Below are 12,479 nucleotides of genomic sequence, written 5' to 3'. Positions count from 1 at the left end.
TCCCTAAAGATACGAAAAATTAGGGAGACGGGCAAGTCCTGACTGAGCGAAGTTTGGGCTTGCCCGATTTTTTTGCAGGCACAAAAAAGGCCATCTCAAATTATATTTCAATTTGAGACAGCCTCCTTAAAGCATATTAGAAAATTCCATTAATCCACATAACGTTCAATGGTCTGCTCGCGGTCAGGACCTACAGATACAATCTTTATCGGAGTTCCCAACTGCTCTTCCAAGAAAGTGATATACGCATTGAACTCTTCAGGGAATTCATCCTCACTTGTCATCTTGGTCATATCAGTCTTCCAGCCCGGAAGCTCTGCATATACAGGTTCTACTCCTTCTGTAATATCAAACGGGAAGTAATCAATTTCTTCCCCATTGACATTGTATGCCACACAAGCTTTGATAGTATCAAAACCATCCAGCACATCGCTCTTCATCAAAATCAACTGAGTAACCCCGTTAATCATAATCGCATAACGCAAGGCAACCAAGTCAATCCATCCGCAACGACGTTCACGACCTGTCACAGCACCATATTCATGTCCCAGATCACGGATTGTCTTACCAGTTTCATCGAAAAGTTCGGTAGGGAACGGACCTGAACCCACACGTGTACAATAAGCTTTCATGATACCATATACCTCACCGATCTTATTAGGACCCAATCCCAGTCCTGTACAAGCACCTGCACAAATGGTATTGGAAGAAGTTACAAAAGGATAAGAACCAAAATCAACATCCAGCATCGTGCCCTGTGCACCTTCACAAAGAACGGACTTTCCTTCATTCAGCAGACGGTTCACTTCATGCTCGCTGTCTACCAAATGGAACTGACGAAGATATTCAATACCTTCCATCAACTGTTTTTCCAGTTCTGTAATATCATATTCATAGTTCAGACTCTTCAAAATAGCTTCATGACGTGCCTTGGCTGCAGCATATTTTGCTTCAAAATTATGCAGGATATCCCCCACACGCAATCCATTACGGCTCACTTTGTCAGTATAGGTAGGGCCAATGCCTTTCCCGGTAGTTCCGACTTTAGACGCGCCTTTGGCAGCTTCGTATGCGGCATCCAGAATGCGGTGAGTAGGAAGAATCAAATGCGCTTTCTTGGAAATGTGCAAACGTTCTTTCAACGGATGTCCGCTTGCTTCCAATGCTTCGGCCTCAGCCTTGAACAAAGCCGGATCAAGCACTACTCCATTGCCTATAATATTCACCTTGTCTCCCTGAAAAATTCCAGACGGAATGGAACGGAGCACATATTTCTGTCCTTCAAATTCAAGTGTATGTCCGGCATTCGGGCCTCCTTGAAAACGGGCTACTACATCATAACGGGGAGTCAACACATCGACGACCTTACCTTTACCTTCGTCGCCCCACTGTAAACCTAACAAAACATCTACTTTCATGATTCTCTATGTTTGATATATTCTCTATTTTATTTCTTTTTCCGCTTAGCTGCCACACACTTGCCACACAAACCATAGATATAGAGGGAATAATGCGACGCATGAAATCCTTTCAATCGGGTCTGTGCAATAGCCTGTTTCAGGCTCTCATCTTCAAATTCAGAGACCTTTCCGCAACAGGTACAAATCATGTGGTGGTGAGTTTCATTGTTATACGACCGCTCATACTGCGAAGTGTTGCCAAACTGATGCTTAATGACCAGCCCGGCATCGATGAGCAAAACGATGGTGTTGTACAGTGTAGCCCGGCTCACCCGGAATTTTTCCTTTTCAGCCATATACCCATACAATTCATCCACGTCAAAATGTCCTCTTATGGAATAAATTGTTTCAAGTATAGCATAGCGCTCAGGCGTCTTCCGAAGTCCGTTCTTCTGCAAATACTCCGTAAGAATTTGCTTTACCGTATCTTTTATTTTTTCTTCCATCCCAAAATCGTTCAGCGGTCAAAGTTATATTTTTTTGAGTAATTTAGAAAGCTTACAGACCATATTCTATGTCATTTTTTATTTCTTCAGCCACACTCTTGACTCCGAGTTTAGAAGATTTCTGAAGATTTCCCAATAATCGAAGTACCGTACGTGCATTTTTCTTCGACTGTAAAGCAAACTTGCAAACTGCCGTAGCTGCAACCCGCTGCATTTCCGATTCTCCTTCCAGTTCCGTGAAAGCCTGATCCAGAAATTCAGCTTCTGCTCTTTCATTTAAGACCCATCCCTTCATCAACAGACGAGTCATCAACAAATAACCACAAAGCTGGAAATATTTACGGTCATCAGCCATCCAAGGAAAAACGACCTCGGAGGCATACGGCAAACGCTGGAACAGATTCATGACTGTATATTCTGCCAATTCCGGATAATGCATATCTTCTATCCATATTTCCGCAATTTCCCGATAAAAACTATCCACAGGCTGAAGAAGCCCTGCCATAATCTTACATTCCCGGATATTCTCTTTCCACAAAGCCTGAGCCAGTTCATGATTACATTCATATCCGGCAGCTATTTCCTTTATTCTCGGATACTCGATTCCAAAATTCAACTTATAATCAATGCCTTTTTCACGCATGCTCTGAGAGATTTTTCCATTCATAAACAGACGGAACTTCGATTTAATCTCTCTTATTGTTTCATGTACTTCTGCCATCGTCAAATACTCAAATTAGAATAATCACGGCTATAACGGAGCATCTGTTCCGTATAACCTTCTGTATAATCAATTTTTACGTCTGCAATCTTTCCCTCTGCATCATATTCAGGTACATATACCGGATTGACAAATCCTTTATAAGGTGCCAGATGCAAAGTACGGTAACGTTCTCTCACTTCTTCATGAAGTGCCTTATCCAATTTCACCCCATACGTCTCAACCAATGCACGAGCAGCTTCATAATCTCCTTCACTCTTGATTCGCTGAATTTCGCACAATAATTCGGCAAAGAGTCTGCGAAGTTGAAGATAATCATTGATTTTTACGTAGGTCTTTCCTTCCTTCTTGACCAATTCTACCACCTGCTCTGCACTCCCCTTCACCAAGGCCCAACGAGCAATCAACTGGCGATTACGCATGTGTGCCTCCTCCAAGTCATGTCCAGGTTCCACCCTCACCATTTGAGTCAGCAGTCCATTCATCATATAGGAATAATATTCAGCCTTGTAAGCTTCTGCATCCGGTGTAAGTCCCAGTTCTACCAACCGGGCATCGGGCAAATAATATAAGCCAAATAAATCTGCACGTGCTTCTTCTATCGTCGAACCGTATGCCTTCAAAGCATCCGGATCCACTCCTGGCAGCAATCTACCCGATCCATGTCCCACACATTCATGCAAATCCGTATGCAAATTGCCCGTAATATCCGCATATTTTTCCAGCAACTGCTTTTCTTCTGGCCCATACACAAATTCCTCACGGAAGCCATTGCCTTTTGCTGCCTGATTATAGGCATCGGTCAAGTTTCCAATAGTAACCGATTTAGAACCATGGACACTGCGAATCCAATTAGAGTTAGGTAAGTTAATGCCAATGGCAGAACTTGGATACAAGTCACCTCCCAGCATAGCTGCCGTAATAACTTTGGCAGAAACCCCTTTCACCTGTTCTTTTTTAAATGAAGCAGATACAGGCGAATGGTCTTCAAACCATTGCGCACAACTACTGATAATATCCGTACGACGAGTCGCTTCCAAATCCTTGAAATTCACAATAGATTCCCAACTGGCTTTCATTCCCAACGGATCACCGTAACTTTCGATAAATCCATTCACAAAATCTACCCTCGAGTCTGTATCCTTCAACCAAGCAATGGAATAAGCGTCAAAAATTTTCAAATCACCCGTACGATAAAAATCAATCAAGAGCCGGACAACTTCACGCTGCACTTCACTTTCTGCCACTTTTTCTGCTTTTTCCAGCCAGAAAACAATTTTTTCAATGGCCTTTCCATACATTCCGTCTATTTTCCAGACTTCCTCTTGAATTTTCCCATCCTTCTTTACCAGACGACTGTTCATCCCATACATTACAGGATGAGATTCTCCCGGAGTCTTCTGAGAGTCATAAAAAGTTTCAGCTTCCTGTTGGCTCACCCCTTCATAATAATTAGCTGCAGAAGTCAACACCAAATCTTCTCCGTCTGCCTGATTGACCCGCTTCGGCATGATTTTCGGATCAAATATCACCGGAAACAATTCCGTACACAGTTCATCTACCGATTCATGAGGCTTTAACGGAAGGCTTAATACGTCTGTCGCATCAATCAATCTACGCAAGAATTCAGGAGAAAAACCAGGCACAAACTTATTGCATGCATAATGATGATGTATGCCATTTGAAAACCAAATACGCTTTAAATAGACCTCAAGTGCCTTAAACTCCTCATCCTGTCTGTCGCCAGAGTAAGAAACATACACTGCTTCCAACAATTTCCGAATCTGCAAGTTATATTTACCGTTCTGGTCAAAAAGAATATCTCTTCCTTCCAACGCAGCCTGTGAAAGATAATAGACAAGTTCTTTCTGCCGCAAAGTTAAATCCTCGAACCCAGTCACTTGATAACGAAGTAACTGCAAATCCGCAAATTGTTCAACTATATAGTTAAAATTTTCTTGTGCATTCATTTCAATCCATATTTAAGTAATTACTATCACATAAATTACACAAAAATGGTTGAAGTTTTTCGAATCCGCAACAATAATCACGAAAACTTTATCATTCACATTTACCCATAGACAAAAATCAGTGGAATAAATCTAAAGTTAAAGAAATTTGTCTACCTTTGCAGGCAAAATCAAAAGCCATGAGAGAACAGATGCTGAAAACCCTTAAATCTTACTTTGGATACACCTCATTCCGTCCACTCCAAGAAGATATCATTTCCACCATTTTACAAAAAAAAGATACACTGGTACTTATGCCTACGGGAGGAGGAAAATCCATGTGTTATCAACTTCCTGCACTCATGATGGAAGGAACTACCGTTGTAGTCTCTCCCTTGATTTCTCTCATGAAAGACCAAGTAGAATCCTTGCAAGCCAACGGCATTATAGCTCGTGCATTAAACAGCACCAATGACGAGACAACCAATGCACAACTCTATTTTGAATGTACACAAGGAAGGGTCAAGCTTCTTTATATATCCCCGGAAAGACTGCTTTCGGAAATCAATTATTTGCTGCGCGATATCAAAATCTCGTTGTTTGCCATCGATGAAGCGCACTGCATCTCACACTGGGGACACGATTTCCGACCCGAATACACCCAACTCAAAACTATACGCAAACATTTTCCGGATGTACCGGTGGTTGCTTTGACCGCTACCGCAGACAAAATTACCCGTGAGGATATTATCCGGCAACTGAACATGCGCAAACCGGAAATATTCATTTCCTCTTTCGACCGTCCCAACCTAAGTCTGGAAGTAAAACGAGGGTATCCACAGAAGGAAAAAATAAAAACCATCGTCAGTTTCTTGCGCCGTCACCGGAATGAAAGCGGCATCATTTATTGCATGAGCCGTAACGGAACGGAAAAGGTGGCAGACTTACTTGAAGAAGAAGGTTTTCATGTGGCTGCTTACCACGCCGGCATGTCGAATGAACAGCGGGAAAAAACACAAGATGATTTCATCAATGACCGCATACAGATTATATGTGCGACCATAGCTTTCGGTATGGGAATCGACAAATCAAACGTGCGATGGGTAATCCACTACAATCTGCCCAAGAGCATTGAAAACTTTTATCAGGAAATCGGACGTGCGGGACGTGACGGGCTTCCCAGCGAAACCCTGCTTTTCTATTCCTTCAGTGATATCGTTCTGCTATCCAAATTTGCTGCTGAAAGCAATCAGCAAGGCATCAATATAGAAAAATTAAACCGCATGCAACAATATGCAGAATCAGACATTTGCCGCCGGAGAATTCTGCTGAACTATTTCGGAGAAACCATGGATCATGACTGTGGAAATTGCGACGTATGTAAAAATCCTCCGGAACGGTTCGACGGTACAATCATCGTACAAAAAGCACTGAGCGCCATCGCCCGTGCAGACCAGCAGATTGGTACCCGTACCCTGATTGATATCCTGAAAGGTTATGCTACTCAGGAAGTTCTAGAGAAAGGATACGACAAACTAAAAACCTACGGAGCCGGAAGAGATATCCCTGCAAAAGACTGGCAGGATTACCTGTTGCAAATGCTGAATCTGGGATATTTTGAAATAGCCTATAACGAAAACAATCACCTGAAAATTACGGTTGCCGGACGAAAGGTCCTTTTCGGACACGAACGTGCTACACTAGTGGTCATCAAAAGAGAAGAAAATCATGGCAGGAAAAAGGTCAAGAAAGAGCAACAAGCCGCTCCGTCTGTACCTTTGTTTACCCCTACTGCATTCGAAAATGAGGACCAAAATTTGTTTGAAGAACTTCGACTGTTACGTAAAAAACTGGCAGACCAGTTGGGCATACCAGCCTACATTGTATTATCCGATAAAACCCTGCATCTGCTGGCTTTAAAGAAGCCCCGCACCCTGGAAGCTTTCGGAGAAATCAGTGGAATCGGTGAATTCAAGAAAGAGCGATACGGCAAAGACTTCCTGGAAATCATCCGCAACTGCTCTCACCGATAGGAACGGGTTGTTACCACACCCATACCGGGCGTGCAAAAGGCCTCACAGTCTCCACCCGGACATATTTGGCCGACGAGACTTCAGGAAGATGTACCTTGTCGAAAGCCACAAAATCTTCGTAGGACACATCTTCTACAGACAGGCCCAGTTTCATGACCTTCTCATAGATAGACTTACGCGAAGGAGCATTAAATCCACAAGTATTGCTGTTCATCATACTATCTTCAGAAGGACGATATATCCCTTTAGCATACGTGCAGGCTCCCTCATAAATTCCAAGTTTTTCCGACTGATACCGGGAGTCTTTCAAGAACGGAGCCCACAACACCGAATCCTCTACATCCGTAAAGTCTACATTTTGCGACCATCCGTTTTTCTGCATCGCTTTCACCTTCTGCATTTCCAAAGTTGATACATTCCCCTTTTCCATGTACACATATTCGTCTTCCAGTTTTCCAAAGCCATGCCCCACGGCTTCATGCACCAGGACCTGACGAAACAACCCACTCTCCAAACCTTCTATTACCGGACAATAGGCTATGGCAAATTCGATAAATTCGTCCTTCTCATTTTTGTATCCCAGATAAGTTGTACCGGCATAGACTTCCGTGTTCAAAATCACGACGGTCAGGCAATTCCTTCGTTTCGCCTCATCCTTTAAAACCTTTTTTACATACACCTGCACAGATACATCGTCACCTGTAATGAGAGAAGTGTTACCTCCCACCAGTTTGCAACTGAATGCCGTGTGATAGCCTGCACCAAAATCATTATTCTCTGAAACAGCCCGAATCATAAACACGTCAAAATAATTTCGCAGTGATTTCAACGGCTCTTCCGAAAACAAATTCGACATAGCCTTTTTCATGACCGTACTATACGTTCCATCTGCAATTTCCTGATCCACAAAGCCATCTCCCATCAATATTACAGGAATCCCCTGTCCTGCCGAATGCCACTGCAGGGTATCTATCTTGCCATCCTCTGAAAAATCAACAGACTCCAATACTTGTCCACCCATTTGGGATATCTTCACCGTAGCCAATTTTTTCTGCTGCCCTTCCGTCTCCCGCACAAAAAGAAGATACGCCACACGCGACATTCCTCCCTTGTTAGGGAATACATGCAAGAACACCCCCGTCTTTTCCTCCGCACGAGCCAACTCCCTTTGTTCCATCCAAGTCCCACTTTCTGAAGAGGTGTAGATTTTCAGCTCTCCGGATGACACATTCGATTCATATTGAATCCTTACCTCTCCACCTTCCACTCCTACCACATACTCCGTATGCTCCGGCAGAACATAATCTCCAGCTTCCTGGAATACGGTAATCTCACAGACTTCTGTTCCTGACTTCAATTCAATCTTCGCTTTCCGTTCTTCCTTCGAGTTATTTTCTGAAGTAACGACCGCCTTGACCAATCCTTTGCCTGCATCACCTGACAAAGGGGATAAATTCAACCACACGACATCTGTCGTTGCCGTCCAGCTACCGGTACTGGTAAACGAAATTGTAGCTTCATCTCCTATCAAGGACTTCAATGAAACACTTTTCGTCACATCGGCAAACGAAGAAACCGCTGTTTCCTTACGACAAGAAACCATCAACAAAAGCAGAAGACACAAATACAGCTGAAAGAGATTCAGTTTCATATAACAAGATTAAAGTCATTCAATGATTCGAATGCAAAAATGAAAAATAGTTTGCTTTCCTGAAAGATTTTACAGAAAAATAATCCTGACATTTCGCCATAAAAAACAGGATTGCAAAGACTTGCCGTATCATTACATACGGTTTGCATCTTTGCAATCCTGCCACACTTTATAAACTTCCTTATTATCCCAGGAATGAAATCAGTACACCTGCTGCTACAGCTGAACCGATTACACCGGAAATATTACTTGCCATGCAATATTGCAGCACATGGTTCTTCGGATCGTATTTCAAGGCGATTTCATTGGCTACACGGCTGGCCATCGGCACGGCACTCAATCCAGTAGCTCCAATCAGCGGATTGATCTTCTTCTTGGTGAAGAGGTTGACCACCTTCACAAACAAGATACCACCCGAGATAGACAAAGCGAAAGCCAGGAAACCACCAATCACGATACCGATGGTTGTCCAGTTCAGGAAGGCATCGGTTGTCATGGTTGCTCCTACGGAAATACCCAGGAAAATGGTAGCCGCATTCATGATGCTGTTGGAAGCGGCATCGAACAAACGGGAAGTGTTGCTACCGATTTCCTTCACCAGGTTACCGAACATCAGCATACCAATCAAAGGCACTGCACTCGGCACAAACAAGGCCACAATCGTGGTACATGCAATCGGGAAAATGATTTTCAGCACCCGCAGGTTCTTGATTTCCGTCTTGGAAGGATATTTCTTCTCCTGTTCCTTCATATTGATGGACAGCTCCTTCTTCGTACACCAGATACGTACCACCAACGGTACGATGACCGGTACCAAGGCCATATAAGAATAAGCCGCAATGGCAATCGGGCCCAGCAAATGAGGAGCCAGCTTAATGGTCGTAAAGATAGCTGTCGGACCGTCGGCACCTCCAATGATACCCAAAGAGGCAGCTTCCTTCGGAGTGAAGCCCATCAGGATAGAAACCAGCAGTACGGCAAAAATACCCAGCTGGGCAGCTGCGCCGAAAATAGAAAGACGAAGATTACGCAACATCGGACCAAAGTCGGTCAGCGCACCTACACCCATGAAAATAATCGGGGGCAGGAATCCCGTCTTAATCAACATATAATAAATGAAGTTCATCAGTCCCAGGTCGTGCGCAATCTCATGCAGCGGCATTTCCCAGATGTTCTTCATCACACCGTTCACCATGACCATTCCGTTCTCATCGGCCTGCACAACCCCCATGTCGCCTCCCGGAAAGTTGGCCAGCAACACACCGAAAGCGATGGGCACCAGCAACAGCGGTTCATACTGTTTCTTGATACCCAGATAGAGCAGGACGAAAGCGATGGCATACATGATGAGAAACCGCGGGTCAGCAGCAATGTTGCTGAAAGCGGTCATATCATATAATCTTTCTAATATCTCTTCCATCACAAAATCTTCATTAATACGTCATCTTCTGATACGGAATCACCGGAATTTACACAAATGGCGGTCACCGTTCCACTGAATTCTGCACGGATGGCATTGTAAGTCTTCATTGCCTCCACGTAGCAAATCACGTCACCTTTATTTACCTTGTCACCCACTTTCACCGGCGTTTCCTGCGCACCCTTTGTCAGGAAGAACTTACCTTCCAGCGGAGAAAGAACTTCTTTTCCTTCACCTGCAGGAACTTGAGCTGCCGGAGCGGCTTCTGCACCTGCCTGACCTGCCAGTTTAGCCGGATTGACATCACCAAAGGCTACCGTTACCCGATAAGCCTGACCGTTGACGTCTACCGTCAATACCTTGGTCTGGTCGTTGGCCATGTGGACTTCTTCCTTGGCTTCACGACGTTTCTTCACGTCTTCCAGGAAGTCAGCCTTAGCCTTTCCACTCTTGTAGGCTTCATACTGAGCCGGATGCATGGCATATTCGAAGAGTTCCTCGTCGTCCTGTCCGGTATCCCATTTCTTTTCCCACATCATCTGGCGATATTTCTCCAGCTGGTCCGGATAGTTGTCCTGCGGGTTACCTGTAAAGAACTTACGGCCTTCGCGTTCTGCCTTTTCCACGATTTCAGGAGCCAGTTTGCCCGGAAGCTGTCCGGCCTTACCCAAAATCATGTCCCAGATATCATCGGCAATCATGCCCCAGCGTTCCTTGCCTTTTTCCATCTGAATAACGTTCATCATGGCCAGGTTCTTCACATACTGGCTGAACGGAGTGACCAGACACGGATAACCGACACGCGGCCATACGTAAGCCACTTCATCGAACAGCTTAATCAGCAGTTCATCCTGTGTCATGAACGGCAGGTTCCGTTTTGCTTTGTATTTGTTGATAGATTCCAAGTTGGTATCCAGGTCGGCCATCAAACTTCCCATCATACCGCCCGGCAGTCCCGGTCCGATGAGCAGAGAGTTCATCAAGCGGTTTCTCGGACTAATGTACAAGCCCAAAAAGTCGTCCATGAATTCCTGAATCAGTGAACGAACCTTCATATAAGCCTGCATGTTGATTTCAGGCACCTTGAAGCCCGCATCCTTCAGCATGGCCTGCACACTGATGACATCTGCATGTCCGGTACCCCAAGACAGCGGATCCATACCTACGTCCACGTAATCGCAACCGGCCTTGCAGACTTCCAGGATAGAAGCCATGTTGAAACCAGGTCCCGCATGTGAGTGATACTGAATCGTAATATCCTTGATTTTCTTGATGCCGGCCACCAATTTACCCAGGAACACCGGACGACCGATACCAGCCATATCCTTGATACAGATTTCATCGCAGCCTGCATCAATCAATTTCTTGGCCATATCCAGGTAATATTCTACGGTATGAATCGGAGAATACGTGATGCAAAGACAGCACTGTGAAATCATGCCGGCATCGTGTGCATAGCCGATAGAAGGGATAATGTTGCGCACATCGTTCAATCCGCAGAACGTACGGGTTATGTCTGTTCCTTGTGCTTTCTTGACTTTATAGAACAATTTTCGTACATCGGCAGGCACCGGACTCATTCGCAAACCGTTCAGCGCACGGTCGAGCATGTGCGTCTGAATACCGGCTTCGTGAAAAGGCTTCGTCCACTCGCGGACAGCCTTGTTCGGATTCTCCCCGAACAACAGGTTAACTTGTTCAAAACCTCCCCCGTTTGTCTCTACACGGGCAAAACACCCCATTTCAATAATGGCTGGGGCTACCTTTACCAACTGGTCTACACGCGGTACGTATTTTCCGGCACTCTGCCACATATCGCGGAAAACCAAACTAAATTTGACTTCTTTCTGTTCCATGATTCTACATGCGTGTTTTTCTAACGGACTACTGCAACTTTTCTACTTTTATTACCTGGCCTTTTCCGGCTGTCAAAATGTCGACAGCTGCCTTGATAGCATCCATTGCACCTGCATCAGTAGATGCTCCCGATGAAGTGTTTTTCTTTTTCGGAGCTTCCTCTGGAGCTACTTTATTGACAACGGAAATCAGAAGTTGGCTTAACCAAATAACGATGAGCAGAATTACGAAGACAGTGACCATTCCAACCACCATCAGCAATAATCCCAGTTCAAAGTTTTCCATTTTTCAACTAATTTGAATGTATATAAAAAGGCGCTCTTCAGAAAACTAAGTTCCGAAGAGCGTCCCAAAAATAGAAATTTCAAGCAAATATTGTAGCTAAAACTCGTTAAACATTTGATAATTTGTTTACGAATCCGCCCTATCACTATCAAAATAAAATCTCATCCAGCGATTTGCGTTTTTTAGTTGACATTTCCTGTTCGGCAGAATAGCCCACCGGAATCAGTACCGCAGGCTCTATATGGACGGGCAACTGAAGCACTTCCCGACAAAGAGGTACGTCAAAATTGCATACCCAGCAGGTGCCCAGTCCCTGCTCTGTGGCGGCCAGGCAAAGGTGCTCCACAGCAATGGCCACGTCAATGTCGGCATGGTCTTTCCCGTCCGACTTGCGATGCCATGATTCCTCATGATTGACACACGCCACAATGAGGCAAGGCACATTGGAAATCCATTCTCTCGGATAAGCCTTTTTCAGCTGCGACAACCGAGGCTCATCGGTCACCACCGCAAACTTCCACGGCTGAAAATTCACGGCCGAAGGAGCCATCCGCACACATTCCATCACATAATCCAGTTTTTCTTTCTCTATCGCACGGGGTTCATAACTCCGCACGGAATGACGTTGTTTTACCAGTTCCAAAAAATTCATGTCTA

Annotated in this window: 10 protein-coding genes; 1 reads left to right on the top strand and 9 read right to left on the bottom strand. The window is 44.6% G+C overall.

The genetic code is table 11. The features are described from left to right. Window positions 1-149: 149 nt before the first annotated feature. The 4 genes from OCV81_RS11940 to OCV81_RS11925 are packed head-to-tail and all read right to left on the bottom strand — an operon-like array spanning window position 150 to window position 4,597. Window positions 150-1,418, bottom strand: a complete 1,269-nt coding sequence (locus OCV81_RS11940) for an adenylosuccinate synthase (RefSeq protein WP_148330198.1) — start codon at window positions 1,416-1,418, stop codon at window positions 150-152. 29 nt (window positions 1,419-1,447) lie between these two features. After that, window positions 1,448-1,906, bottom strand: coding sequence for a Fur family transcriptional regulator (locus tag OCV81_RS11935; RefSeq protein WP_022353511.1), 459 nt, complete (start codon window positions 1,904-1,906; stop codon window positions 1,448-1,450). A gap of 52 nt (window positions 1,907-1,958) precedes the next feature. Next, window positions 1,959-2,627: a DNA alkylation repair protein gene (locus OCV81_RS11930; protein ID WP_148330197.1), complete on the bottom strand. Its 669-nt coding sequence runs from the start codon at window positions 2,625-2,627 to the stop codon at window positions 1,959-1,961. 2 nt (window positions 2,628-2,629) lie between these two features. Then, entirely contained in the window at window positions 2,630-4,597 is a 1,968-nt protein-coding gene (locus OCV81_RS11925; protein WP_022353509.1) for a dipeptidyl-peptidase 3 family protein, read from the bottom strand. 191 nt (window positions 4,598-4,788) lie between these two features. Here OCV81_RS11925 and recQ point away from each other — a divergent pair, with 191 nt between their 5' ends. Beyond that, window positions 4,789-6,609 (top strand): DNA helicase RecQ, encoded by a 1,821-nt coding sequence (gene recQ, locus OCV81_RS11920; protein WP_148330202.1) that lies wholly within the window; start codon window positions 4,789-4,791, stop codon window positions 6,607-6,609. 10 nt (window positions 6,610-6,619) lie between these two features. On the opposite strand, the gene OCV81_RS11915 is transcribed toward recQ, so the two are convergent. The 5 genes from OCV81_RS11915 to OCV81_RS11895 all read right to left on the bottom strand — a co-directional run bounded on the left by OCV81_RS11915 (window position 6,620) and on the right by OCV81_RS11895 (window position 12,474). After that, window positions 6,620-8,260, bottom strand: a complete 1,641-nt coding sequence (locus OCV81_RS11915; protein ID WP_262640341.1) for a M64 family metallopeptidase — start codon at window positions 8,258-8,260, stop codon at window positions 6,620-6,622. Window positions 8,261-8,444: 184 nt separating this feature from the next. Continuing rightward, window positions 8,445-9,680, bottom strand: coding sequence for a sodium ion-translocating decarboxylase subunit beta (locus OCV81_RS11910; protein WP_022353506.1), 1,236 nt, complete (start codon window positions 9,678-9,680; stop codon window positions 8,445-8,447). Continuing rightward, window positions 9,680-11,536, bottom strand: a complete 1,857-nt coding sequence (locus OCV81_RS11905) for a biotin/lipoyl-containing protein (protein ID WP_148330196.1) — start codon at window positions 11,534-11,536, stop codon at window positions 9,680-9,682. The genes OCV81_RS11910 and OCV81_RS11905 overlap by 1 nt, the downstream gene beginning before the upstream one ends. A gap of 28 nt (window positions 11,537-11,564) precedes the next feature. Continuing rightward, window positions 11,565-11,822, bottom strand: coding sequence for an OadG family protein (locus tag OCV81_RS11900; protein WP_148330195.1), 258 nt, complete (start codon window positions 11,820-11,822; stop codon window positions 11,565-11,567). A gap of 148 nt (window positions 11,823-11,970) precedes the next feature. Beyond that, window positions 11,971-12,474, bottom strand: coding sequence for a nitroreductase family protein (locus OCV81_RS11895; RefSeq protein ID WP_148330194.1), 504 nt, complete (start codon window positions 12,472-12,474; stop codon window positions 11,971-11,973). Window positions 12,475-12,479 lie beyond the last annotated feature (5 nt).

This window comes from Phocaeicola fibrisolvens, assembly GCF_025567125.1.
Lineage (GTDB): Bacteria > Bacteroidota > Bacteroidia > Bacteroidales > Bacteroidaceae > Phocaeicola > Phocaeicola fibrisolvens.
This window is presented reverse-complemented; position numbering and strand designations above follow the sequence as displayed.

Coding starts and splice junctions, on each gene's coding strand:
- OCV81_RS11925 (WP_022353509.1), bottom strand. CDS start 4,597: ATGAATGCACAAGAAAATTTTAACTATATAGTTGAACAATTTGCGGAT.
- OCV81_RS11935 (WP_022353511.1), bottom strand. CDS start 1,906: ATGGAAGAAAAAATAAAAGATACGGTAAAGCAAATTCTTACGGAGTAT.
- OCV81_RS11930 (WP_148330197.1), bottom strand. CDS start 2,627: ATGGCAGAAGTACATGAAACAATAAGAGAGATTAAATCGAAGTTCCGT.
- OCV81_RS11940 (WP_148330198.1), bottom strand. CDS start 1,418: ATGAAAGTAGATGTTTTGTTAGGTTTACAGTGGGGCGACGAAGGTAAA.
- recQ (WP_148330202.1), top strand. CDS start 4,789: ATGCTGAAAACCCTTAAATCTTACTTTGGATACACCTCATTCCGTCCA.
- OCV81_RS11915 (WP_262640341.1), bottom strand. CDS start 8,260: ATGAAACTGAATCTCTTTCAGCTGTATTTGTGTCTTCTGCTTTTGTTG.
- OCV81_RS11895 (WP_148330194.1), bottom strand. CDS start 12,474: ATGAATTTTTTGGAACTGGTAAAACAACGTCATTCCGTGCGGAGTTAT.
- OCV81_RS11900 (WP_148330195.1), bottom strand. CDS start 11,822: ATGGAAAACTTTGAACTGGGATTATTGCTGATGGTGGTTGGAATGGTC.
- OCV81_RS11910 (WP_022353506.1), bottom strand. CDS start 9,680: ATGGAAGAGATATTAGAAAGATTATATGATATGACCGCTTTCAGCAAC.
- OCV81_RS11905 (WP_148330196.1), bottom strand. CDS start 11,536: ATGGAACAGAAAGAAGTCAAATTTAGTTTGGTTTTCCGCGATATGTGG.